Raw genomic sequence first — 24,827 nt, forward strand, 5'->3', positions numbered from 1 at the left:
TCCTGTTCCCCTATGCGATGGTGTACTCCGCAAAAGGCTGCCGGGCCATCGAAGGGTCCGGCACGAGACAGCCGGACACCCGCCCCCGCGGCGGCCAGCCGATCCGGTGATGGAGGAAACGTGCCGAGAGCCCCATGGCGCCGGCGTCGTACGACTGACAGTCCGCGCCCCGCAGGGCGTCGCTGGGCGGGCCCGTTGCGCCGCAGCAGCACGTTCGCCCGCCAGGTGCTGCTGGTCCGAGTGGGTCGCCGTGACGACGACCTGCGGACCACCGACCTCGCGTTGCCCGAGCACCGGTACGCCGACCGGCAGCGCCGCCGCTACGGTCTGGACCGGCTCAGCCGGCCGCCGATCGACGCCACCCGGGCGGAGATCGAGGCGGTCATGCCGATCAGCCCGGCGTTGCCCATGGTGCACACCGACGAGGCCACGGCCGGGTCGATCCCCCTGCTCCCCGGCGAGCGCACGATGGCCCGCCGGATGAAGTTCGGCGTGGTCAACGCCTGCACCCTGGCGAGCCTGATGCTCGGCATGCTGGCCATCTTCCTGGCCATGCAGGGTGAGGTGCGCCTCGCCGCGCTCTGCCTGATCGCCTGCGTCGTCTTCGACGGGTTGGACGGCGCCCTGGCCCGCCGGCTCGGCGTGGCCAGCCCGTTCGGCGCGCAGATGGACTCGCTGGCCGACATGTGCTCGTTCGGCCTCGCCGCGCCGGTCGTGGTGTACGCCTCGCTCGCCGGCTCCGTCTCGACGGCGGCCGCCGCGGTGGCATGCGCCCTGGTCGCGGCCTGTGCCGCGATCCGACTGGCCCGCTTCAACGTTTCACCGAAGGACGGCCGGTTCTTCTGCGGCGTGCCCACCACCATGGCGGCCGCGGTGCTCGCGGTGACCGTGGCGATCGGCCTGCCGGTGCCCGGCCCGGTGCTGGTGGCCGGCGTGGCGCTGCTCGCCTTCGCGATGGTCTCCAGTTTCCCGTACGCCAAGCTCGCCCGCCTGGTCAAGATGCCGCCGTGGCTGTGGCTGGCCCCGGTGATCGGCGCGCTCGTCGACGTCCGGCTCACGTTCGCCCTGATCGTGGTCGGCTACCTGGTCAGTGGGCCGGTGCTCTGGTTGCGGCAGCGTCGTACCGCCTGATCGAGACATGCAGAACGGGGCGCCGCGAACAGCGGCGCCCCGTTCTCGCTCTGCTGGGTCAGCGCCAGCGGGCGATGACCGTCGCCCCGCCGACGACCTTGTCGCCCGGACCGACGAGCGGGTCGGCGGCGTCGGCCGGCAGGTACACGTCGGTGCGCGAGCCGAACCGGATCAGACCGAAGCGTTCGCCCTTCGCCAACAGCGCGCCGATCGGCGCGCGCTGCACGATGCGGCGGGCGATCAGCCCGGTCCGCTGCGCGACCACCACCGTGCCGCGTGACGTGTCCAGCACGGTGTACGCGGCGACGTTGTGTTCGGCGTCCGGCTTCATCGCGTTGACGAAGCCGCCGTCGGCGACGAAGTAGTCCACCACCTTGCCGGCGACCGGTGACCGGTTGACGTGCACGTCCAACACCGACAGGAAGACCGCGACCCGCAACCACTCGCCGTCGCCGAAGCGCTCGTCGTGCAGTCGCTGCACCGACAGGACCTGTCCGTCGGCGCTGGCGACGATGGCGGTCGGGTCCTCCGGCACGTCCCGTTCCGGGTCGCGGAAGAACGCGGCGACCGGGCCGGCGGCCAGTGCCGGCAGCAGCCACAGCTTCGATGACGGACGTGCCACCCGGGCCAGCGCGGCCAGGCCCAACGTGATGCCCGCCGCCGCCACCCCGTTGGAGTCGATGTGCATGCCGCGGGTCAGCTTCACGCTCGACGGCCGGTACGCCGGGGTCAACCGGTCCGCCGCGGCCGGTGCGGCCGGGGTGAACCGCAGCCGGTAGATCCGCAGCGGCGGTGAGTTGCGCAGGACCAGGTCGGCGCCGACGCCGTGCAGGGCGTCCTGCCGGGCCAGCTCGGCGGCGGCACCGGCCGTCCGGCCGGGAGTCGCGGTCGTGGCCACGCTCAACACCGCACCGTCGGTGAGGTACTTGACCAGCCCTTCGATGGCGCCGCGGGTCTCCTCGACGGTGCCGGCGAAAACCTCTCCGGCGATGACCACGGTGGCGGCCTCCGCCTCGGCGAGCGTGTCGACCACGCGGACCCGCTCGGAGACCCACCGGCCCTGGGCGGTGACGTGCTCGCGGAGCACGGTGGCGTCGGACGACTCGGCGGGCACCACGGTGAGCCGGTCACCGGGGAGCAGCGCCTCGATCGCCGCGGCCAGCACCGCGGACTCCGGGCTCGCGCCGACCAGCAGGGCGGCCTTGGGATCGTTGATCCGGGCCAGCTCGGTGACGAGCGTTCGGGCGGCTCGCTCGCCGATGCGGACCGGACCGGACCGACCGGTGGTACGCACGGCGGGGGACTGGGTCATGTCGGACGGGCTCCTGACGGGGTAGCGACGGGAATCGCGGCGGGACCGCCATGGCGGGTCGGGCCGGCCGGCGGAGGCGAGATCTCCATCAGCCAGCATATGCGCCTGCCCGCGCCGGCCGCACCGCCGTGGCGGTGGAGCGGGCCGACGCGGGCACCCCCGCTCGGTCAGGGTTGCGTGCGCCGCCCCTCCCGCTCGTCCGCCGGCCGGTCGTCGACGACCTCGACCGGTTGCTCGGCCCAGGTCGGCTCGTCGGCCCCGGAACGAGCCGGACCGGGCACCGGCGTGGTCTCCGGCTCCGCCGGCGGATGGGCCAGCCACGCCGGGTGGATCACCTCCGCGGTCGGCGCCTCCGGTGCCGGCGCGGTGTCCCAGGTGGAGCGGTCGGCCTCCCAGGACGGCAGCGGGGCACCGGAGGTCGGAACGGTGACGGCCGGAAGTGGCACGGTGTCACCGGACACGGGCGCGGCGGCACCGGAAACCGGCGCGCTGGCACCGGACACGGGTGCGGTGGCCTGCACGGCCGGCTCCGGTTGGCTCGGCCGGCCCGAGCGCAGCGCACCGACCAGCCCGAACACCCCGATCAGGATCAGTGCGCCGGCCAGGAACCAGCCGACCGGCGGCAGTGCGAGCCCGAGCAGTTGAGCGAGCAGCCACCAGGCGGACAGCGCCAGGAACACCAGCCCGAAGGCGAACGACACCAGGTCGGTACGGTGAGCCTTCATCGGGTCACCTCCAGGTTTCCGGCATTGACGTGGATGTACAGGCGTAGCTTCCCGCCGCCGGGCCCGTCCGCGCCGAGGTCGGTGGACTCCCGCAGGCTGCCGTCCAGCCCTCCGGACCGGTTGCCGAACACGGTGGCGTCGCCCGCGTTGACGTCCGCCACCGTGGTGACGTCCACATTCGGCGGGACGACCACGGTCGCCTTGCCGAAGTTGATCGCCACGGTCACCTGGGTGTCCCGGTTCGCGAAGTCGATCCCCCGCAGGTCGAGCACGGCGTCACCGAAGCTGTTCTCGTACCGGTCGGCGAGATCGCGATAGTCGGTGGGTGCCCAGGTGACCGCGCCGTCGACCCCGCGGATCCGGTCGTAGGACTCGGCGACCGTCGCCGTGCCCAGCGCGGCGGCGGTCACCAGGCCGAGCGCGATCAGCCAGCGGGCACGGCCGAACCAGGTGCCGACCAGCAGGCCGAGCCCGATGGTGGCCAGCGCTGCCGCGAAGTACGCCGACGCGCCGATGTTGAAGACGTCGAGCAGGTCGAGCAGGGCGACCAGACCGAGGGCCAGGAAGATCAGGGAGAACGTCACCGCGCCGAGGGGCGATCGCTCCTTCGGCCGCTTTGGCGGCTTCGGTGGCTTGGGCGGCGGGTACGCGGCCGGAGCCGGAGACGCGTACGGGCCGTGCGGGGCGAACGGAGGGCGGTAGCCGCCCGGAGCCGCCGGGGTCGGGTAGCCGGCGGGGGCGCCGGTGGCGGGCACGCCGGTCACCGGCGCCGCCGGCCAGCCTTCGCTGGGCGTGCCGGTGGTCGGCCAACCGGGCGCGGGCGCCGGCCAGTCCGGCTGCGGCGGGGAGGTCGTGCCGGCCGGCTGCCCGGAGGTCGACCCCACCCCGGAGACCGGTCGTGCGTCGGCCACCGGCTGGGCGCGGTACGCCGGGGCGGGAGGTGCCGCCGTCACGTACGCCGGGTCGCCGCCGACCGGCGGTGCCGTCGCCGGTGGGCCGGCGGGCGGTACGGTGCCGGGCGCCGGGGCCGGCCAGGTGACCGGCGGGACCGGGCCGGGTGGTGTACCGGCCGGTGCCGGACCGCCGGGTGTGCCGAGCTGCGGCCCTCGGCTGTCCCGGTTGAGCAGCAGCGCGCCACCGATCAGGATGGCCGCGCCGAGCAACACCGCGCGGAAGGCGTCGGTGACGATGTAACCGAAACTGGCCGCGACCAGGATGCCCAGGATGATCACGGTCACCGGCGACATGCTGGACCGACCGCGCCCGAGCATCGACTCCACCGGCGACGCCGTGTCGCCCTCGTTCGGGATGATCAGCCACGCGGCGACGTACACCAGGATGCCGATGCCGCCGAAGAACCCGAGCACCGCGAGCAGCACCCGCCACAGCACCGGATCGGTGTTGGTGGCCCGTCCGATCGCCGCGCAGACCCCGGCGAGGTAGCGCCCTTCACGCGGGCGGACCAACCCGTACCGCGAGGTGAAGCCGGCGCCGCCCAGCGGCGGTGGCGTGCCCGGACCGGGCGGTGTGCCACCGGCCCCGGCCGCCCCGTGGCGGGCGTCCGGCCCGTAGCCGGTGCCGGGCGGGTAGCCCGCGCCGCCGCTGCCGGGATCGCCCGGTGTCGGGGCGGCGGTCGGACCGGCGCTGGGCGGGCCGAACGTGGTGGGCTCGGCCCAGCTGGACGGTGTCGCGGCTGGTGGGGGCGGTGATGAACCGCCCGGCTGTGCCGACCCCGGGCGGGGCGGCGGGGCAGCTTCCTCGGTCATACGTCGATACTGCTGCCCGGTCCGCCCGAGCGACCTCAGGACCCGACCCTGACCCCACCCTGAGATATCGGCGGCCGGAATGTCGGGGGCGTCCCCGTGGTCGTGGCCGCCGCAGCGTGTGACGATCGGACTCACCGAACCCGACCAGTCCACCACCGTGACCAGGGAGCCCGCGATCAGCACCGTCACACCGCCCCCGCGTCTGTACCGCGCCCCCGAGCATCGGATGGCCGCCGGCGTCGCCGCCGGCATCGCCGACCACCTCGGCATCTCGGTGCTGCGCGTCCGGGTCGCGTTCATGGTGCTGCTCGGCCTGAGCGGCTTGGGCCTGCTGCTCTACGCGGCCTTCTGGGCGGTGGTGCCGCTGCGACCCGGTGACACCGCCGTCCCGCCCCGGCGGGACGTGGCCCAGCTCCTGCCGTTCGTGGGGATCGGGCTGGGTGTCCTGCTGATTCAGGTGATGGTGTTCGACTCGGTCGGTGCGGCGGGCACCGCCGGCTGGCTGGTGGCCATCATCGCGGTCGGCGCCGGGGTCATCTGGCACCAGTCCGCTCCCGAGCGGCGTCGACGCTGGGGCGACGCACCGGTGCCCTGGCTCGGCGCGGTCGTCGAGGAGAGCGACCGGCGGGCCTTCGTCCTCCGGTTCATCGGCGGCGGGGTCCTGGTCGCGGTCGGCATCATCGGTGTGGCGGCCGTCTACTCGCCAGCCCAGAACTTCGACGCGGTGATCAACGGCGTGATCTTCGCGCTGGTGGGGCTGGCCGGTGTCGGCGTGGTCGCCGCACCGGTGCTGTGGCGGACGTACAGCCAGCTCCGCTCCGAGCGGGAGGGACGGATCCGCGAGCAGGAGCGGGCCGAGCTGGCCGCGATGGTGCACGACCAGGTGCTGCACACGTTGGCCCTGATCCAGCGCAACGCCACGGACGTCAAGACGGTCCAGCGGTTGGCGCGGGGGCAGGAACGGTCGCTGCGCAACTGGCTCTACAAGCCCACCGCGTCGCCGCACGAACGGTTCGCCGCGGCCCTGGAGCAGGCGGCCGCCGAGGTCGAGGACACGTTCGCGATCACCGTGGAGACGGTGGTGGTAGGCGACCGGGAGACCGACGAGAAGGTCGGTGCGCTGGTCGCCGCCGCGCGGGAGGCGTTGGTGAACGCGGCCCGGCACGCCGAGGTGCAGACCGTGTCGCTCTACGCCGAGGTGGAGCCGGATCAGGTCAGTGTCTTCGTCCGGGACCGGGGGAAGGGCTTCGATCCGGATACCGTGGAGGACCACCGGCACGGCGTACGCGGCTCGATCATCGGGCGGATGAAGCGGCACGGCGGACGGGCCGAGATCCGGTCCGGACCGGGGGAGGGGACCGAGGTCCGGTTGATCCTGCCGATCTCCCGGGACTCGTCCGCAGCGGAGAGGAACAGATGAGCATGCCCGAGCAGTCGACGGAGCACCTCGACCCGGCGGACGCCCGCCCCGAGCGGCTGCGGGTGTTCCTGGTGGACGACCACGCCATGTTCCGAGCAGGCGTACGCGCGGAGTTGGGTGCCCACGTCGAGGTGGTGGGTGAGGCGAGCACCGTGGCCGAGGCGGTGACCCGGATCGCGGCCACCGGCCCGGACGTGGTGCTGCTCGACGTGCACATGCCCGACGGTGGCGGACGCGCGGTGCTGGAGGCGATGCGGCGCAGCCATCCGCAGGTCAAGTTCCTGGCGCTGAGCGTCTCCGACGCGGCCGAGGACGTGATCGGGCTGATCCGTGCCGGCGCCCGGGGGTACGTGACCAAGACGATCTCGCCGGACGAGCTGGCGGCGGCGATCCGCCGGGTCGCCGACGGTGACGCGGTGTTCAGTCCGCGGCTGGCCGGGTTCGTGCTGGACGCCTTCGCGGCCCGACCGGACGCGCCGGTGGCCGACCCGGAGCTGGACCAGCTCACCAACCGTGAGCGGGAGGTGCTGCGACTGCTTGCCCGGGGGTACGCGTACAAGGAGATCGCGAAGGAGCTGTTCATCTCCATCAAGACGGTGGAGACGCACGTGTCCAACGTGCTGCGCAAGCTCCAGATGTCCAACCGCTACGAGCTGTCCCGCTGGGCCGCGGACCGTCGGCTGGTGTGATCTATTCCTCCTCCCCGGCGATTGGGGCAGATGCGGCGGATGCCGCTGCCCGGTGATCCTGCTGCCGGACTCGGTCAGGCGGCGAGGGCCGGAGGTATCCGTCGATCATCCGGTTGTGGGAGCAGGCGCACGGCAGAGTTCGTGCCGTTCCTGGCTTTTGACGCCGAGATCCGTACCGTCATCTGCTCCACCAACGCCATCGAGTCCGTTATCGCCCGGATCCGCCGAGCTATCCGTGCCCGCGGCTACAACCGCAACCGAAGGTGCCGCCCTGAAGGGCGGCTACCGCCCGGTGAGGGGCCTCGACCTGACCAGGCAAGCCCGCCGGCCGGTGGACCATACGCTGAGTGCCGTCGAGATGTCCTTCGAAGGCCGCCTGACCGCAGGCCGCGGGTAACCCTCAACAACTAGAGTCGCACCGTTCTCGGTTCAGTTGACAGACCCTTGAACCAAAACCGATTCTAGGCCGTTGTGCGGACAAGGCGATCTTGCTCTGCGGGTGGAGGAGAGTACGGATGAGTCAAGCGGGCCTTGACGGTGGAGCAACTGCCTGGGTTTTGGTTTCGGCCGCCTTGGTGCTGCTGATGACGCCGGGAGTGGCCTTCTTCTACGGCGGCATGGTTCGCGCCTCGAACGTCGCCGGTACGGTGATGCAGAGCATGATGACGATCGGCGTTGTGACGGTCCTGTGGTTACTGCTCGGCTACTCCCTGGCGTTCGGGCCCGGCAACTCATTCGTCGGTGGGTGGTCATTCGCCGGGCTGACCGATCTCGCGGCCGCAGTGCCGGGGATCGACCTCGCCGGGGTGCCGTCGATGGCTTTTGTGCTGTTCCAGATGATGTTCGCGGTGATCACACCGGCTCTGATCACCGGGGCTGGGGCGGAACGCTGGCGCTTCAGCGCCTCGATGCTCTTCATCGCGCTCTGGTCTCTGTTGGTCTACGCGCCCGTGGCGCACTGGCTGTTCTCGCCGCTTGGTTGGGCGCACCAGCTCGGCGCGCTTGACTTCGCCGGTGGAGCTGTGGTTCACGCGAACGCCGGAGCGGCGGCGCTTGTCGTCGCCGCTCGTCTGGGCCGTCGGGCCCGTGCGGAGCACCGTCCGCACAATTTGCCGTTGATGCTACTCGGTACGGCGCTGCTCTGGGTCGGCTGGTTCGGATTCAACGGTGGTTCGGCGCTCAGCGCCAATGGCCTGGCTGTGCTTGCCGTCATCAACACGCAGGCAGCCGCAGCAGCGGCGATGATCGCTTGGGCGGCTGCGGAGCGACTTCGGTTCGGTAAGCCCACAACGCTGGGTGCCGCGTCTGGGGCGGTGGCCGGCCTGGTCGCGATCACCCCGGCGGCCGGGTACGTCACGCCGTCGAGTGCGCTGTTGATCGGTCTCGCCGCAGGCGTGCTGTGCCACTTCGCGGTCGGGCTCAAGGTGCTGCTCCGACTTGACGACGCGCTCGACGTTGCCGCCGTCCATCTCGGCGGTGGGTTGATCGGCGCGCTCTCGGTCGGCCTCTTCGCCACCGCCTCGGTCAATCCTGGAATCGCGAATGGCCTGTTCTATGGTGGAGGATACCGACTGCTCGGCGTTCAGGCGTTGAGCGTCTGCGCTGTGGTGGTGTACTCCGCATTGGTCTCCCTGATCATCATGAGCCTCGTGTCGCGGATTCGTGGCAATCGGGTCAGTGGCCGTGCCGAGAGTGTCGGAGCTGACCTGGCGGAGCATGGCGAGACCGCGTACGAGTTCCCGTCGACACCGCAGCCGGCGGCCCGGTCGTGACCAGTCCAACATCGGCCCTCCGCCGGCGCGGACCTTGGATCGTAGTCGCGTTGCTGTTGATCATCGCGCTCTCCGCGGTGCACGTGATGCTTGCCGTGCAGTCACGTAGCCGCATTGATTCCGACGTCGCTCAGGTCACCAGTGCACAGCAGGGGGCGCGCTACCTGCGGGCGACCATCGACCTGCTCAGCGAGTTGACCCGGCTCAGGGCGCAAGCGGTGCGCAACACTCCAGCCAACCCGGGCGCACTGCAACGGGTGGTCACCGAGCTCGATGCCCTCGACGGACGCGAGGGCGAGGAGCTTGGCCTCGGCCCGCGCTGGTCCGGCCTACGCCCGAAGGTCGGGCAGCTCATCGACGACATGCCGACCGGGCGTCAGGCGCTCGACCGGTACAGCGAGGTGCTCACTCTTGCGGTGGATATGGCCGCTAAGGTGGTGCGTCTCGCGCACCTGACCAGCAGTGCGGACAGCTACGTCAACTACCTCGCCGATGCGAGCTTCGTTCAGTTGCCCATCGTGTTGATCGGCGCGAATCTGGTTGCTGACCAGACGTACCTCGGCGGCGGGTCTGGGTCGGCCGCACTCGTCATCGCGGTGACCCGCGCGCAGGTGGCGGCTGCGGCAGCCGCGATCGACGCAGGCCTGCGTGACGCGACCGGAGCCGCCGGCCACGCCGCGCTGGTCGAGCCCCTCGACTCGTTCCGCGACACGGTCAGCCGGTTCGGCGACAGTGCGCCGGCCGGCACTGCTGGTGCGAGGGCAACCGCCGCCAACGCCGCCCTGGTGCAGGACGCGAGTCTGGCCGTGGCAGACGCGATGTCCAAGCAGCTGGACCGGCTACTCAAGGATCGCGTCCGGACCCTCGACAGGCTCCGGCAACAGCAGATCGCCTTGGTGATCGGCGGGGTATTGGTCGGTCTGCTGCTGCTCTGGTGGGCGATGCCGGGTCGTGAACGGGAGTCGGCCGACGACCGGGACGATGAGGTTGGGGCGGATCCGACTGCCGACATCGCGGCCGTGTCCGTCGCGATGCCCGAGGTTGATGCTCGGGACCTACTCGCGGCCGAAGAATTGCTTCGGGTCGGGCGCGGCGTACGGCCTCGATCGGGTGACGACGAGCTGACAGATGCTTAGCGGACTGCGCGTCGCGCAGCGACTCAGCCTGCTGTCGCTGCTGTCGGTGACCGTGGCGCTGTGCGCCACGATACCGCTCGTCGCACGCGGGATCGACCAGGCGCGCTCGGCCACGGTCGTCGCGAACAGTGCAGAGGATGCGCGCTCGGTTAGCCGAGTGATCCGGGACCTACAGCGAGAGCGCCTACTCGTCGTGGGTCGGCTCGCCGGAGCGCCGGTCAGTCACGACGCGCTTCTTGTTCAAATGCAGCAGGTGGACGACAGTTGGGAGAGCGCGGCGCGCGCGCTGCCGTCGACCAGTGCCGCCGAGCTCCGCATGGCGCTGGGCCATCCAGAGCACTTGCGAGAGCTTCGTGCCCGGGTGTTGGGGGACGCCCGCACGGCGGCGCAGTTCGCCCGCACCTACGACGAGCTGATCCGGGAACTGCTCGATGGCTTACGTCTGGCCGGCTCAGCAGGTGTTGACGCGCCGGGACTGCGACAGATGGCGTCGGTGGATGCCCTGCTGCGACTGAACGAGGTAACCAGCCAGAGCCTCACTGCGGTGCTCCTCGAGCCGGTGGACCCAAACGCAGCCCAACAACTGGCGGTCACGGCGGAGTCTGCGGCCGTGATATACCGGGAGACTTTCAGACAAGAGGGTGACGCGCACCACGAGGCATTGATCACGGCAGCGGATGCGGGGCCGACATCCGGGCGGGCAAGAGCGGCGGTGGCCGCCGTGACGAGCCGCCGCGGGCCAGCCCGGACCCTGCCGATTAGTCGACTGATGTCGATGATGGAGGGGGCGCTTTCAACGAGGCAGGAGGTCCAGGACGAGATTACGCGCGATATCACGCAGCGAGCGGTGAACGCCGCGGTCGCTGGCCGTCGCGCCGCTTCCCTGGAGACCGGAGTGTTGGTGGCGCTGCTGGCCGCGATCTGCCTCTTCGCCGCTGCGATTAACAGGTCCGTGGCACGGCCCCTGAAGCGAATGGCGCGCGCGGCCAACGCGGTAGCGGACCTCGCCACGCGCGAAATGAATCGAATCAACGAGCTTGAGTTCGACGACGAGGAATTTCAACCGAAGTTCGCGGCCGTCATGCTGCGGTCGGCTGACGAGATTGGCGAACTGGCATCGGCGATCAACCGTGTTCAGGCGACTGCGGCGCTGCTGCTGCAACAACAGGCACTCAACCGGCGCAACGTCTCCGTGATGTTCGGTAACATCGCGAACCGCACCCGCAGTCTGGTCGAGCGGCAGGTTGCTCGTATCGATCAGTTGGAGCGCGACGAGTCCAATGAAGAGCGGCTGGCCCAGCTGTACCAGTTGGATCATCTGACCAGCCGCCTCCGGCGGGGGACCGAAAGTCTGCTGGCGATTGCCGGTCGGCGGGACGAGGAGCAGCTGCGCGCGCATGCCCCCACACCGCTGATCGATGTGATCCGTTCTGCGATCGGCGAGATCGAGCGCTACCAGAACGTCCACGTGAATTCCGTGGCCAACACAACGGTGGCGGCGGGCGTCGTAGCCGACCTGACCCTGATCCTTGCCGAGGTGCTGGAGAACGCCACGTCGTTCTCGCCGCCGTCCGCGCCGGTCGACGTTTCGGCAAGTCTGGGTTCAGACTGCCTGATTCGCGTCGTCGACTCCGGCATCGGCATGAAGCCGGACCGAATCGTCGAGGAGAATCGCCGCCTTGTCTCTGCGGGACGCCCTGACGTCGCGCCGACCAACATGCTCGGACTGATCGTCGTGGGACGGCTGGCCCGCAGGCACGGAATGATGGTACGACTGCTGCCATCGCCGGTCGCCGGGGTGACCGTCGAGATCACGGTTCCGCGGCATTTGCTGCTGCAGATGGGTGTCGATCAACCGGCGGTCCGGCCGCAAGGATGGACTCAGCCCATGCCGGCGCGACCGAAAGTCGGCCGGGCAGCGGCGAAGGCCGGCGTCGGCAGCGCATCCGCCGTGGGTCTGGCACCGTCGTCCCCGCCGCTGACCGGGGCGCTCGGCAAGAATGTCTTCAACTGGTGGAGCGGGCGGTTGGACGGCGCTCAGGAGATACCCCACCATCACGATCCTCTGCCAACTGTCCCGAGGGGGAACCAGCCCGACGCGACGTCGCCCCGAACGGCAGCGGAATCGGTAGCCACGGAAACCCGCGCTGGGCTGCGGCGACGCCGTCCAGGACTGAGCCAGACGTCGCTGGGCTGGGATGACCCCGGACCTCTGCCGTATCCGCCGCGACGTCCCGACGTGGAGCGCGCCGAGCTGGACGAGATGGTCCGTGCGGAAGCCCAAGCTGAGGGCGCGGTCGGGTCTGCGGCTCGTCGGCCAGGCCGGGATGCGCAACCGTCAGCCGGGCCGGCTCCGGGCGTCGGGGCATTGCCGCCGCGCGTTGCTCCCTCGCCGACGGCTCGCGGGACCGCTCCACTCAGCGCGAGCGGGCTGGAACGGCGCCGTCCGGGAGAGCATCTCGACGTGCAGTTGGCCGAGGAACTCGCCGCTCGCGCGCGGTACCGGGCGGCTCCGCCGCCCGCTGAAGGCGTAAGTACCCTGCGTGATCCCGAAGCCGAACGGGCAGCACTGGACGACTTTCACGAGGGGCTCGCTCGGGCGGCGGCCCTTTACAATGACCGGAGCCGATAATGACCGTACCCGCTCACCAGACAAGCAACGAGGCGCAGCAGTTCAACTGGCTGCTCGAAAGGTTCGCCAGCGAGACCGCAGGCGTCCTGGAGGCGATTGCTGTCTCCTCCGACGGGCTGCTCGTGGCGCTCTCCTCCACCCTCTCCCGCACAGACGCCGATCGTCTCGCGGCCATCACCTCTGCTCTCGCGAGCCTGGCGAGCGGCGCTTCACGTGTGTACGACCTCGGTGCCACGAACAAGGTCATCATCGACCTGCAGCGGGGCTATCTGCTAGTCAGCGCCATCAGCCCGGGCTGCTCACTCGGAGTGCTCGCACAAAAGGACGCCAGCCTGGGCAACCTCGCCTATGAGATGGCGGTCTTTGCCAACCATGCCGGCCCAGTACTCACGCCGCAGCTTATTGACGAACTGAAGCTGACGGTCCGGGCCTGACCGGGATGGTCGCAGACGGGGTTAACGAAACAGTCGGCGGACATCATCGCCGAGTGTCACGGGTACGGCCTTATCTGCTGACCGGTGGGCGGGTACGCCCCATCGGGATGAAGTTGAACATGGCGGCGCAAGTGGTGGCGACACGGGATGGCCTGGACTCGACGTCTCGCCTGCACTACGAGCATCGTGACATCGTCGAGTTCTGCAGGGAGTGGGTTGCGATCGCGGAGATATCGGCCCACGTCGGGCTGCATCTCGGAGTCACCCGAGTGCTGGTCGCCGATTTAATTGCGTTGAACTTTCTCACCACCCGCGGATTGCACCTGCCCGAGGACCGGCAGAGGCAGATCATCGAGAGGGTTATCCGTGGACTCACTGCCATTCGCTGACGCGGCTCCCGACCAGGGCCGGCCGCCTGTACCGGTGAAAATCGTCATCGCCGGTGGTTTCGGAGTAGGCAAGACCACTGCGGTCTCCCAGATCTCCGAAGTTCCCGTACTGACCACCGAGGCACCGATCACCGAGGTCGCGGCTGCATTCGACCGTGCCGAGGAGGTGCCGAGTAAGACGACCACGACGGTTGCACTCGACTTCGGTCGCATCACCATCGACGACGAGATCAAGCTCTATCTCTTCGGTACGCCGGGCCAGGACCGCTTCGGATTCATGTGGCGGGATCTGACGGAGGGGGCGCTCGGTGCGTTGGTGATTGTGGATGCGCGTCGCCTCGATGACTGTTATCCGGCGGTCGACTACTTCGAGCGGACCGGCATTCCTTTCGGGGTGGCGGTCAACCTGTTCGACGGCTTGCTGACCCATGATCTTGACGATGTCCGGTGGGCGTTGGCGATCTCCGACGACACACCACTGATCACCTTCGATGCCCGCGACCGGGGCTCGGTGCTGGATGCGTTGTTGGTGGTTCTGCGCCGCAGTCTGACGATGCCGCGACGGGCCGGCCCGCCAACCGATGTGACTGGTTCATGAGTCACGGCCGGGGCTCAGTACCCCAACGTCAGTTCGCCTGTCTGTACTGGTAATGGCTCGTCGGGTTCGGGCTTGGGCTGTTCGTCGCCAGATCGACCGGTGCAGGGTTTGCGCGGGTGGGAGCGTCACGGCGAGGAAGACGGCGGTGAGGAGTCGGCCCCGGCCCCGGCCCCGCTTCGCGCGGTGTCGGGGTCGGCTGCGCTCCGCCAGCGCCGAGGGAGAGTGCGGACAAGCTCACGCAACGCAATTCCCCGCCGAGCGTCGCGGCCGGCTTGGCTACGTATTTCTTGCTCGGAGTTGTCCGTCCCGACCGCTTTATGATCATTTTTCAAGTATCGGCAACGTGGCGGGCAACTAACGGCTTGATAACGGCACCTTCACGGCAGCGGCCAGTGGGTGTCACAGTGGCAGCACTTCACCCTTGGTGTGTGGCACTCCGCACGGCCCACGACCACGACCCTCGCTGTTTTGGCGGCGGTTCGTGGCCGTGTCGCCTGGATAGGGTCACGCGCCGGCGGGTGGGGAGCCCGGCGGATCGGAACATCAGGGATGTCTCCAACTTCCCTGTGATCCCGACGACCCGCGCCCCGGGGTGGTCGGGCGGTGTCACCCCCAAACGTGCGTGAAACCCACGACGGAACCTGGTTAGAAAGAGGAGGCCCCTCGGAATGAGAGTCTCGAAGCGGGCGACGAGCGCGATCGCGCTCAGCGCGGCTGCCGCGCTTGTCGCGAGCGGTTGCTCGAGCGGTGACGGTGACGGCAACGCCGCCGCCAGCAAGGACGGCGCGATCGTCATCCACGGTGTCCAGCCGGAGAACCCGCTGGTCCCGTCGAACACCACGGAGACCGGCGGCGGCAAGGTCATCGACTGGCTGTTCACCGGCCTGGTCGAGTACCCGAACGACGGTGGGGCCCCGCGCAACGCGCTGGCCGAGTCCATCGACTCCAAGGACTCCAAGGTCTTCACGATCAAGATCAAGAAGGGTACCAAGTTCCACGACGGTACCGAGGTGAAGGCGAAGAACTTCGTCGACGCCTGGAACTGGGCCGCGTACTCGCCGAACGGCGCGCAGAACGGCACGTTCTTCTCGGACATCGCCGGCTTCGACAAGACCTACACCGAGGACCCGGACGGCGCGGACGGCCCGCAGAAGGCCCCGCCGCCCGCGGCCAAGGAGCTGTCCGGCCTGAAGGTCATCGACGAGCAGACCTTCGAGGTCACTCTGGCGGCCCCCACGGCGGTCTTCCCGACCAAGCTCGGCTACAGCGCCTTCATGCCGCTGCCGGACGCCTTCTTCACCATGAAGCCCGAGGAGTTCGGCAAGAAGCCGATCGGCAACGGCCCGGTGAAGTTCGTGTCGTGGGAGGACAACGTCCTCATCAAGCTGACGCGCTTCGACGACTACAACCTGCGCGACAAGATGAAGATCAAGGACGTCGACGTCAAGCTGTACCAGGACGAGACGGCGGCCTACAACGACCTGCTGGCCAACAACCTCGACTTCATGGAGACGGTCCCCACCTCGGCCCTCGCCGGTGACAAGTGGAAGACCGACCTCGGTGACCGTGGGCTGTCGACCACCACGCCGTCGACCGCGCTGATCGCGTTCCCGATCTACGACAAGCGCTTCCAGAACCCGAAGCTGCGTCGGGCCGTGTCGCTGGCGATCAACCGGCAGGAGATCTCGGACAAGATCTTCTTCGGTACCCGTAAGCCGGCCGACAGCTGGGCGAACCCGCTGACCCCGGGCGCCAAGCCGGGCAACTGCACCGCCTGCAAGTTCGACCCGACCACGGCCAAGCAGCTGCTGACCGAGGCCGGCGGCTTCACCGGCGAGATGGTCTTCTACTACAACGCCGACTCCAGCCACAAGGACTGGATGGACGCCGTTGCGCAGCAGGTCAAGACCAACCTCGGCATCGAGGCTCGCGCCGAGGGCGTCCCGACCTTCGCGGTCTTCCGCCAGAACATCAACGCGCACAAGATGACCGGCCCGTACCGTGCCGCCTGGCAGCAGGACTACCCGGACGTGGAGAACTGGGTCAACCCGCTCTACGTCAAGGGTGGCTCCTCCAACGACGGCCTGTACAGCAACCCGCAGGTCGACGCCCTGGCCAAGCAGGCCAGCGCCGCGCCGAGCCTGGAGGCCTCGCACGAGGCGTTCTCCAAGGCCGTCGAGCTGGTCGACCAGGACGTCCCGAGCATCCCGATCTACTTCTACGGCCAGCAGTCCGGCCACTCGGAGAAGATCAAGAAGCTCGAGCTGAACAACGTCGGCGAACTCGACATCACCTCGGTCGAGCTCTGATCCGAACGGTCTGACCCCGGGTCGGGCTCGCCACATCCGGTGAGCCCGGCCCGGGGCCGTTCCGCGAGTGGGTGTTACAACACTCCACTCGCCACGTCGTCACCACCGTGTCGGCCGTCCGACGCGCCCCCTGTCTGGAGGACCACCCCATGGGCCGTTATCTGTTGAGACGGCTGCTCCAACTCGTGCCGGTCTTCATCGGTACGACGTTCCTGATCTACGCCCTCGTCTGGGCCGTTCCGGGCGATCCGTTCGCCGGCAAGTGCGGCGAGCGCCGCTGCCCGGACCAGTACATCGCGTTCATGACCGAGAAGTACCACCTCGACCAGAACGTCTTCGTGCAGTACGCCAACTACATGAAGAACCTGCTCCAGGGGGACTTCGGCACCACGTTCTCGCAGCGTGAGATCAGCGACATCATCCTGACGTCGTACCCGAACACGCTGAAGCTGGCCCTGGTGGCGCTCGCCATCGAGGCCGTGATCGGCCTCGGCGCCGGCGTGCTGACCGGTCTGCGGCGCAACGGCTTCCTAGACAACCTGGTCCTGGTCTCCACGCTCTTCCTCATCGCGCTGCCGGTCTTCGTGGTCGGCTTCGTTCTCCAGTGGCTGCTGGGCGTGCAGTGGGGCATCATCAAGCCGACCGTCTCCTCGGAGATGCGGCTCTCTGAACTGATCGTGCCGGGCTTCGTGCTCGGTAGCGCATCGGTGGCGTACATAGCCCGGGTGGCCCGCACGAGCATCGCGGAGAACCGCCGTGCCGACTACGTGCGTACGGCCATCGCCAAGGGTCTCCCGATGCGCCGGGTGGTGGGTGTGCACCTGCTGCGCAACTCGCTCATCCCGGTGGTCACCCTGCTCGGCACCGACCTCGGTGCCCTGATGGGCGGCGCGATCGTCACCGAGGGCATCTTCGGCATCAACGGAATCGGCCGCCAGGTCTTCCGCGCGATCGTCACCAAAGAGAGCGCTACCGTGGTAGGGATCGTGGTCGTCCTGGTGCTGGTCTATCTCGTGATGAACCTGCTGGTTGACCTGCTCTACGCCGCCCTGGACCCGAGGATCCGCTATGAGTGACCCGAGTACCGCATCGATCGTCAGCACCCCTGCCGCGCACCCGACCGACGCTGCCACCCCCGCAGCCCTGGGCGCGCCGCAGAGCAACGAGAAGCCCCGTGGCCTGCTCGGCGACGCATGGCGGGATCTGCGCCGTAAGCCGCTGTTCTGGATCTCGGCCACGCTGATCGTGATCTTCCTGCTGATGGCCGCCTTCCCGGCGCTGTTCGCCCCGGGTGACGCGGTCAACGGTTCGCTGTCGCGCAGCCTCAACAAGCCGGGCGCCGAAGGCTGGTTCGGTTACGACGTGCAGGGCCGCGACGTCTACGCCCGGGTCATCTACGGCGCGCGGGCGTCCATCGTGGTCGCCGTCCTCTCCGTGATGGGCACCCTGCTGGTCGGCGGCACCATGGGCATCATCGCGGGCTACCGCGGTGGCTGGGTGGACGGTCTGCTCAGCCGGATCGCCGACGTCTTCTTCGGTCTGCCGTTCGTGCTGGGCGCGATCGTCATCCTGACCACGTTCAACGGCTCGGGCTCCGGCAACAGCAAGGCCCAGATCATGGGCCTCGTCATCGTCTCCCTGACCGTCCTGAGCTGGCCGGTGGTCATGCGGCTGATGCGGTCCTCGGTGCTCGCCACCAAGGAGGCCGACTACATCGTCGCGGCCCGCGCGCTGGGTGCCGGCACCGGTCGGATCATCCTCAAGCACCTGCTGCCGAACTGCCTGGCCCCGCTGCTGGTCTACGGCACGATCATGGTCGGCTCGTTCATCGGCGCCGAGGCGACGCTGTCGTTCCTCGGTGTCGGCCTGAAGTCGCCGGTGGTGTCCTGGGGCATCATGATCAGTGACGGGCAGCAGTTCATCCGGGTCGCGCCGGGGCTGGTGTTCTTCCCCGCCGCGTTCCTCGTCACCGCAGTGCTGAGCTTCGTGATGCTCGGTGAGGCGGTCCGCGAGGCCCTCGATCCGAAACTCCGCTAGGGGAGATCCAGTTGTCCGACATTCTCGTGTCCGAGCAGTCCGCGCCGGGATCCGGCGGGTCCGGACGTCCCTCCGGCCGGCTGCTCGAGGTCGACGACCTGCGGGTGGAGTTCCGCACCCGGGACGGCGTCGCAAAGGTCATCAACGGGGTCACGTACCACGTCGACGCGGGGGAGACCCTCGCCGTGCTCGGCGAGTCCGGCTCCGGCAAGAGCGTCACGGCGCAGACCATCATGGGCATCCTCGACACCCCGCCCGGGTTCGTCACCGGCGGGCAGGTTCGCTTCCACGGCAAGGACATGCTGCGCATGTCCGGCGAGGAGCGCCGCCGGATCCGCGGTGAGGGCATCGCGATGATCTTCCAGGACGCGCTCTCGGCACTGAACCCGGTCTTCACCGTCGGGTTCCAGATCGCCGAGCAGTTCCGCGTCCGGCGGGGCCTGGGCCGCGCGGAGGCCAAGAAGCGCGCGATCGAGATGCTCGACCAGGTCAAGATCCCGAACGCCAAGAGTCGGTTCAACAACTATCCGCACCAGTTCTCCGGCGGTATGCGGCAGCGCGCGATGATCGCGATGTCGCTGGCGCTCGACCCGGAGGTGCTGATCGCGGACGAGCCGACCACCGCGCTCGACGTGACCGTGCAGGCCCAGATCATGGACCTGCTGGCCGAGCTTCAGCGTGAGCGGCAGATGGGCATGATCCTGATCACCCACGACCTCGGCGTGGTCGCCGACGTCGCGGACCGGATCGCGGTCATGTACGCGGGCCGGATCGTCGAGGAAGCCGACGTGTACGACCTGTACGCCAAGCCGGCGCACCCGTACACGATGGGTCTGATCGACTCGATCCCGCGCCTGGACGAGAAGGGGCAGCAGCTCCGGACGATCAAGGGCCTCCCGCCGAACCTGATGAACATCCCGCCGGGCTGCCCGTTCAACCCGCGTTGCCCCATGGCTCAGCCGGTGTGCCGGGAGAAGGTCCCGCCGCTGCTGCAGGTGGGCGCCGCCCGGGCCAGCGCCTGCCACTTCGCCGAGGAGCTGGTGAACCGTGACTGAGAACATCCTCGAGGTCCGTGACCTGGTCAAGCACTACCCCGTCACCCAGGGTGTGGTGTTCAAGAAGACCGTCGGCCAGGTCAAGGCGGTCGACGGGGTCTCGTTCGGTCTGCGCGCCGGTGAGACGCTCGGCGTCGTCGGCGAGTCCGGCTGCGGCAAGTCGACCCTCGCCCGGGTGCTGATGAACCTGGAGAAGCCGACCGCCGGCAACGTGGTCTACAAGGGCCAGGACATCTCCAAGCTCTCCGGTGGGGCGCTGCGGCGTCTGCGTCGGCAGATCCAGCTGGTCATGCAGGACCCGTACACCTCGCTGAACCCGCGGATGACGGTCGGTGACCTGATCGGTGAGCCGTTCGAGATCCACCCGGAGGTGGCGCCGAAGGGCAGCCGTCGGGCCAAGGTACGGGAGCTGCTCGACCTGGTCGGGCTCAACCCGGAGCACATCAACCGGTACCCGCACCAGTTCTCCGGCGGTCAGCGCCAGCGCATCGGCATCGCCCGTGCGCTCGCGCTGCGGCCGGAGGTGATCGTCTGCGACGAGCCGGTGTCGGCTCTGGACGTGTCCATCCAGGCTCAGGTGATGAACCTGCTGGAGCAGTTGCAGGCCGAGTTCGGGTTGTCGTACATCTTCATCGCCCACGACCTGTCCGTGGTCCGGCACCTGTCGGACCGGGTCGCGGTCATGTACCTCGGTAAGATCGTCGAGATCGGCACCGAGGACGAGATCTACGAGCGGCCGACGCACCCGTACACGCAGGCGCTGCTCTCCGCGGTGCCGGTGCCCGACCCGACGCAGCGGCACCACAAGACGATCATCCGGCTCTCGGGTGACGTGCCGTCGCCGATCAGCCCGCCCTCGGGCTGCCGGTTCCGGACCCGCTGCTGGAAGGCGCAGGACGTGTGCGCCGAGAAGGTCCCGCTGCTGGAGGTCCGGCAGGGCTCGGACCACCCGAGCGCCTGCCACTTCGCCGAGAAGCGCGAGATCGTCGCCACCCACGAGGTGTGAGTTCCCCGGGACCGCCTGCCGACGTCGTCACGACGTCGGCAGGCGGTTTCGTCTGTCCGGAGCCCCGCACGGCCGAGTCGTCGGGGTGAGAGCGGAGTCCCCCGGGCCGCCCGGATGGCTCACAGCGGGCCGCGGCCCGCCGGGATGGCTCACAGCGGGCCGCGGCCCGCCCGCAGCAGCAGCAGCGCCAGTTGGGTGCCGTCGGCACCGAGCGCCGTCCGGAAGCGCTCCAGGATCTCCCGCTCCCGGGAGAGCACGAGCCGCGTCCCCCCGGAAGCCATCCGGGTCGCCCCGACCTCCTGGGACAGCGTCGCCCGTTCCTGCCAGAGCGAGATGAGCGCGTGGTCGATCTCGTCGATCCGTTCCCTGATCTCCACGATCCGGGCGGCGGCCATCGGCTCCGCGGTGCCGGTACGTGCCTCGACCGGGCCGCCGTCCCCGCTCGGAGGCGCGACCGCCGTCGCCGGCTCGCTCCCGGTTGTCGGGGACTGCTCCGTCGGTCGGATCGCGCCGCCGCTCTGCTCCACCACGTCTGTCATCATCGGGTACCTCTCGCACTGTGGTGCCCGGTGCCCGGAACCTGGGACGGAAAAGCCCCGGACTCCAGGAGCCCGGGGCTTTCGTAGGTCTGATTCGATCAGGCGCGACCTACGGCAGCCGGACTCCCGGTGCCGTAGTAAAAGTAGTAACGCGCTGCGAACACGCCGTCGAGTATGCCCATGCCCCCGCCCCGTACGCAAGCGGTTCGCCCGGGACGACCGTGGGAGGTCGGGAAGTGTCCGCCCGGCGGCATAGACTTGTCCGGCGATGCATCCTCTCTTCGACATCCCCGCGTCCTCGCCTGCGCCGGAGTCCGCGCCGACCCGTCCGGAGCGGCCCCGGCCGGCCGCCGTCCGCCTCGACCCGCAGCAGCTGCTCGCCGGACTGAACGGCCCGCAACGCGACGCGGTCAGCCACGCCGGTTCGCCGCTGCTGATCGTGGCCGGCGCGGGATCCGGCAAGACCCGGGTGCTCACCCACCGGATCGCCTACCTGCTCGCCGCCCGGGACGTCCACCCCGGTGAGATCATCGCGATCACCTTCACCAACAAGGCGGCCGGCGAGATGAAGGAGCGCGTCGCCGCGCTCGTCGGGCCGCGCGCCCGCCTGATGTGGGTGTCGACGTTCCACTCCGCGTGTGTCCGGATCCTGCGCGCCGAGCACGAGCACGCCGGCCTGAAGTCGACCTTCTCGATCTACGACGCGGACGACTCCCGGCGACTGATGCAGCTGGTCACCCGCGAACTCGATCTCGACCCCAAGCGCTACCCGGCGCGCGGGCTGGCCGCCCAGGTCTCCAACCTGAAGAACGAGCTGGTCGACCCGGAGCAGTTCGCCGCGCGGGCGTCGGGGCCCAACGAGCGGGCCCTCGCCGAGGCGTACACGCTGTACCAGCGCCGGTTGCGGGAGGCGCACGCACTCGACTTCGACGACCTGATCATGACGACGGTGCACCTGCTCCAGTCCCACCCGCACGTCGCGGAGAGCTACCGCCGGCGGTTCCGGCACGTGCTCGTGGACGAATACCAGGACACCAACCACGCCCAGTACGTCCTGATCAAGGAGTTGGTCTCCGGCACCGAGGGGCTGGAGCCGGCCGAGCTGTGCGTGGTCGGTGACGCCGACCAGTCGATCTACGCCTTCCGGGGCGCGACGATCCGCAACATCCTTGAGTTCGAGCGGGACTTCACCGACGCGCGGACGATCCTGCTGGAGCAGAACTACCGCTCCACCCAGACCATCCTCAACGCGGCCAACGCGGTGATCGACCGGAACACCTCCCGCAAGCCGAAGCGGCTGTGGAGCGAGGCCGGCGCCGGCGAGCGGATCGTCGGGTACGTCGCCGACACCGAGCACGCCGAGGCGGACTGGGTGGCCCGGGAGATCGACCGGCTGGTCGACGCCGACGAGACCCGTCCCGGTGACGTCGCGGTCTTCTACCGCACCAACGCCCAGTCGCGCGTCTTCGAGGAGGTGTTCATCCGGGTCGGCCTGCCCTACAAGGTGGTCGGCGGGGTGCGCTTCTACGAGCGCAAGGAGGTCCGCGACGCCCTGGCGTACCTGCGGTCGGTGGTCAACGACGACGACACGGTGAGCCTGCGGCGGGTGCTCAACACCCCCCGCCGTGGGATCGGCGACCGCGCGGAGGCATGCGTCGAGGCGCTTTCCAGCCGCGACCGCATCTCGTTCGGCGCGGCCCTGCGCCGGGCCCGGGAGGCACCGGGCATCTCCACCCGGGCGGCCAACGGCATCGGCGACTTCGTCGCGCTGCTCGACGGTGCCCGGGAGCTGGCCGAGACCGGCACCCCGGAGGAGGTGCTGGAGGCGCTGCTGACCCGCTCGGGCTACCTGACCGAGCTGGAGGAGAGCCTGGACCCGCAGGACGCCGGCCGGGTGGACAACCTCCAGGAGCTGGTCAGCGTCGCCCGGGAGTACACCGAGCGCATCGAGGCGCTGGGCGAGGAGGGGGAGCGGGCCACCCTGGCCGGCTTCCTCGAGCAGGTCGCGCTCGTCGCCGACGCCGACCAGATCCCCTCGGACGACCCCGACCACCAGGGCGTGGTCACCCTGATGACGTTGCACACCGCCAAGGGCCTGGAGTTCCCGGTGGTGTTCCTGACCGGGCTGGAGGATGGGGTCTTCCCGCACCTGCGTTCGCTGGGCGACACCCGCGAGCTGGAGGAGGAGCGCCGTCTGGCCTACGTCGGCATCACCCGTGCCCGGCAGCGGCTCTACCTCTCCCGGGCGGTGACCCGCTCGGCGTGGGGGCAGCCGGCCTACAACCCGCCGTCGCGGTTCCTGGAGGAGCTGCCGACGGAACTGGTGCACTGGGAGCGCACCGAGGGGTCGTACACCTCGTGGGCCGGCGGGGGCGGCGGCGTGGGCGGCCGCGCGGACCGCGCGCCCGGCGTGCGTGGCACCTTCACCGGGGGTACGCCGAAGGCGGCGCAGCTGGCCCAGCGGCTCGGTGTGGACGCCAGCCGGCTGACCACGGCCAGCGAGCTGCCGCAGGGGCCGAAGGTGGCCGCGGGCGACCGGGTCAACCACCAGCGGTACGGCCTGGGGCGGGTGCTCGCCGTCGAGGGGCACGGTCCGGGTGCCCGTGCGCAGATCGACTTCGGCGACCAGACGATGTGGCTGGTGCTCCGGCACGCCCCGGTCGACAAGCTCTGACCCGTCACGCGGGGTGACGCGCGCCCAGCTCGCTGCCCGCCACGATTTCGCTTGATCATGCAAAGAGTGGCCTTCAGGAGTGCTCACCGCGCCGCTGCTCGCGGCCGCGTCTACGGTGTGCAGCTCGCCGCCAGCGCGGCGTGGATGGCCCGGTTCCGGTACGGGCCGATGGAGTGGTTGTTGCGGGCCTGGACCGAGCAGCGGTGGCCACGGCTGCGCGCCGCGAGCCCGGCGTAGGTCTCCTGGTTGCTCCTGGGCCTGGCACCGGCGCCAGGCCCAGGAGAAAGTGAACCTACAGCGGTCTCAGCAGCCCAGGTCCACGCCGTGGGCCCGCATGTACGGGGCCGGGTCGATCTGGTTCCACATGCCCTGGTGCACCTCGAAGTGCAGGTGCGGGCCGGTGGCGTCGCCGGTGGCGCCCTCGTACCCGATGATCTGGCCGGCCTTGACCTTCTGGCCGACCGTCACCGCGATCCGGCTCTGGTGGGCGTAGTGGGTCAGGTACCCGTTGCCGTGGTCGATGAAGACGGAGTTGCCGTAGCCGTCGGCGGCGTCGCCGGCCTGGGTGACCGTGCCCGCCGCGGCGGCGTGGATCGGGGTGCCGGAGGGCAGAGCGAGGTCGATACCGGCGTGCAGGGTGCCCCAGCGCTGGCCGTAGCAGGAGGTGACCGCCGCGCCCGGCATCGGATCGACCCAGGCGGGGGTGGGTTTGGTGGTCTTCTTCGGCTTCGGCTTCGGCTTGGCGGTGGCCGTCTTCGCCGGTGTGGGGCTGGCGCTGGTCGTCGACGGGCTCACGCTCGGGGCGGCCGAGGGGGAGGCCGGCGCGGTCGACTCACGGGCGGAGCGGTCGGCCCGGCTGGCGGCCTCGGCCCGGGACTGCGCGTCGAGCGAGACGGCGGTGGGCGACGGGCGGTCCGGGCCGGTGGTGGCGACGGCGACTCCGCCCAGGCCGAGCGCCACCAGGGCGGCCGCGCCGAGCACGATGAGGCGGTTCCGCCGACGGGCGCGCTGCGGCTGCTCGACGGTGGTGTCGGGGGTGTTCTCGTTCTGGACGGGGCTGTCTTCCTGCACGGCGGACCTTCACAGTCGAGGGGCACTTGACCTCGAAATACTGGTGTCGGGTCGAGTCCGGCCGGGTACCGGGACCGCATCCGGGCCTGGCAGGTTGGCAGCGCTCTGCCCGGATACCTCCCGACCTGCGGT

20 protein-coding genes and 2 pseudogenes are annotated in these 24,827 nt (G+C 69.7%); 17 read left to right on the forward strand and 5 right to left on the reverse strand.

Annotated features, from left to right (window positions below):
* Positions 1 to 195 precede the first annotated feature (195 nt).
* The gene (locus O7620_RS29625) at positions 196 to 1,131 is read left to right on the forward strand and encodes a CDP-alcohol phosphatidyltransferase family protein (RefSeq protein WP_151488596.1); all 936 of its coding nucleotides are present in this window, start codon (positions 196 to 198) and stop codon (positions 1,129 to 1,131) included.
* A 58-nt stretch (positions 1,132 to 1,189) separates the two neighbouring features.
* Here the strand turns inward: O7620_RS29625 and O7620_RS29630 are convergent, their stop codons facing one another.
* The 3 genes and pseudogenes from O7620_RS29630 to O7620_RS29640 all read right to left on the reverse strand — a co-directional run bounded on the left by O7620_RS29630 (position 1,190) and on the right by O7620_RS29640 (position 4,934).
* Positions 1,190 to 2,443, reverse strand: coding sequence for a phosphatidylserine decarboxylase (locus O7620_RS29630; protein WP_151488597.1), 1,254 nt, complete (start codon positions 2,441 to 2,443; stop codon positions 1,190 to 1,192).
* A gap of 491 nt (positions 2,444 to 2,934) precedes the next feature.
* A pseudogene (locus tag O7620_RS29635) lies at positions 2,935 to 3,168 on the reverse strand (hypothetical protein); the annotation flags it as partial.
* Positions 3,165 to 4,934, reverse strand: coding sequence for a PspC domain-containing protein (locus tag O7620_RS29640; RefSeq protein WP_278126411.1), 1,770 nt, complete (start codon positions 4,932 to 4,934; stop codon positions 3,165 to 3,167). The gene O7620_RS29640 and the pseudogene O7620_RS29635, both read right to left, overlap by 4 nt.
* A 157-nt stretch (positions 4,935 to 5,091) precedes the next feature.
* Here O7620_RS29640 and O7620_RS29645 point away from each other — a divergent pair, with 157 nt between their 5' ends.
* From O7620_RS29645 to O7620_RS29710, 14 genes and pseudogenes are all read left to right on the forward strand, one after another.
* On the forward strand, positions 5,092 to 6,354 hold the full coding sequence (locus O7620_RS29645) for an ATP-binding protein (RefSeq protein WP_278126412.1): 1,263 nt from the start codon (positions 5,092 to 5,094) through the stop codon (positions 6,352 to 6,354).
* A gap of 2 nt (positions 6,355 to 6,356) precedes the next feature.
* Positions 6,357 to 7,043, forward strand: a complete 687-nt coding sequence (locus tag O7620_RS29650) for a response regulator transcription factor (protein ID WP_278127201.1) — start codon at positions 6,357 to 6,359, stop codon at positions 7,041 to 7,043.
* An 86-nt stretch (positions 7,044 to 7,129) separates the two neighbouring features.
* Positions 7,130 to 7,440 (forward strand): annotated as a pseudogene (locus O7620_RS29655) (transposase); the annotation flags it as partial.
* A gap of 118 nt (positions 7,441 to 7,558) precedes the next feature.
* Positions 7,559 to 8,815, forward strand: a complete 1,257-nt coding sequence (locus tag O7620_RS29660; protein ID WP_151488601.1) for an ammonium transporter — start codon at positions 7,559 to 7,561, stop codon at positions 8,813 to 8,815.
* A gap of 50 nt (positions 8,816 to 8,865) precedes the next feature.
* Positions 8,866 to 9,951, forward strand: coding sequence for a hypothetical protein (locus tag O7620_RS29665; protein WP_278126413.1), 1,086 nt, complete (start codon positions 8,866 to 8,868; stop codon positions 9,949 to 9,951).
* Positions 9,944 to 12,583: a nitrate- and nitrite sensing domain-containing protein gene (locus tag O7620_RS29670; RefSeq protein WP_278126414.1), complete on the forward strand. Its 2,640-nt coding sequence runs from the start codon at positions 9,944 to 9,946 to the stop codon at positions 12,581 to 12,583. Before O7620_RS29665 ends, O7620_RS29670 begins: the two co-directional genes overlap by 8 nt.
* Positions 12,583 to 13,017, forward strand: coding sequence for a roadblock/LC7 domain-containing protein (locus O7620_RS29675; protein WP_278126415.1), 435 nt, complete (start codon positions 12,583 to 12,585; stop codon positions 13,015 to 13,017). Before O7620_RS29670 ends, O7620_RS29675 begins: the two co-directional genes overlap by 1 nt.
* Before the next feature lie 107 nt (positions 13,018 to 13,124).
* Complete coding sequence (locus O7620_RS29680) at positions 13,125 to 13,406, forward strand: DUF742 domain-containing protein (protein ID WP_255473645.1); 282 nt, start codon at positions 13,125 to 13,127, stop codon at positions 13,404 to 13,406.
* Positions 13,384 to 14,004, forward strand: a complete 621-nt coding sequence (locus O7620_RS29685; protein WP_151488606.1) for an ATP/GTP-binding protein — start codon at positions 13,384 to 13,386, stop codon at positions 14,002 to 14,004. Before O7620_RS29680 ends, O7620_RS29685 begins: the two co-directional genes overlap by 23 nt.
* A 668-nt stretch (positions 14,005 to 14,672) precedes the next feature.
* Complete coding sequence (locus O7620_RS29690) at positions 14,673 to 16,313, forward strand: ABC transporter substrate-binding protein (protein WP_278126418.1); 1,641 nt, start codon at positions 14,673 to 14,675, stop codon at positions 16,311 to 16,313.
* A gap of 149 nt (positions 16,314 to 16,462) precedes the next feature.
* The gene (locus O7620_RS29695; RefSeq protein WP_151488608.1) at positions 16,463 to 17,389 is read left to right on the forward strand and encodes an ABC transporter permease; all 927 of its coding nucleotides are present in this window, start codon (positions 16,463 to 16,465) and stop codon (positions 17,387 to 17,389) included.
* Entirely contained in the window at positions 17,382 to 18,350 is a 969-nt protein-coding gene (locus O7620_RS29700; protein WP_278126420.1) for an ABC transporter permease, read from the forward strand. Before O7620_RS29695 ends, O7620_RS29700 begins: the two co-directional genes overlap by 8 nt.
* 26 nt (positions 18,351 to 18,376) lie before the next feature.
* Entirely contained in the window at positions 18,377 to 19,405 is a 1,029-nt protein-coding gene (locus O7620_RS29705; protein ID WP_278127203.1) for an ABC transporter ATP-binding protein, read from the forward strand.
* On the forward strand, positions 19,398 to 20,411 hold the full coding sequence (locus O7620_RS29710) for a dipeptide ABC transporter ATP-binding protein (protein ID WP_151488610.1): 1,014 nt from the start codon (positions 19,398 to 19,400) through the stop codon (positions 20,409 to 20,411). Before O7620_RS29705 ends, O7620_RS29710 begins: the two co-directional genes overlap by 8 nt.
* A gap of 149 nt (positions 20,412 to 20,560) precedes the next feature.
* Here the strand turns inward: O7620_RS29710 and O7620_RS29715 are convergent, their stop codons facing one another.
* Positions 20,561 to 20,953 (reverse strand): chorismate mutase, encoded by a 393-nt coding sequence (locus O7620_RS29715; RefSeq protein WP_151488611.1) that lies wholly within the window; start codon positions 20,951 to 20,953, stop codon positions 20,561 to 20,563.
* Positions 20,954 to 21,218: 265 nt separating this feature from the next.
* Between O7620_RS29715 and pcrA the strand changes: the two genes are divergently transcribed.
* Both pcrA and O7620_RS29725 read left to right on the forward strand, forming a co-directional pair.
* On the forward strand, positions 21,219 to 23,624 hold the full coding sequence (pcrA, locus tag O7620_RS29720; RefSeq protein WP_278126423.1) for a DNA helicase PcrA: 2,406 nt from the start codon (positions 21,219 to 21,221) through the stop codon (positions 23,622 to 23,624).
* Between the two features lie 66 nt (positions 23,625 to 23,690).
* Positions 23,691 to 23,861, forward strand: coding sequence for a DUF418 domain-containing protein (locus tag O7620_RS29725; RefSeq protein ID WP_278126425.1), 171 nt, complete (start codon positions 23,691 to 23,693; stop codon positions 23,859 to 23,861).
* Between the two features lie 66 nt (positions 23,862 to 23,927).
* Here the strand turns inward: O7620_RS29725 and O7620_RS29730 are convergent, their stop codons facing one another.
* On the reverse strand, positions 23,928 to 24,695 hold the full coding sequence (locus O7620_RS29730; RefSeq protein WP_278126426.1) for a M23 family metallopeptidase: 768 nt from the start codon (positions 24,693 to 24,695) through the stop codon (positions 23,928 to 23,930).
* Positions 24,696 to 24,827: the final 132 nt, after the last annotated feature.

Source organism: Micromonospora sp. WMMD710, from assembly GCF_029626045.1.
In the GTDB taxonomy this organism is placed as follows: Bacteria; Actinomycetota; Actinomycetes; order Mycobacteriales; family Micromonosporaceae; genus Micromonospora.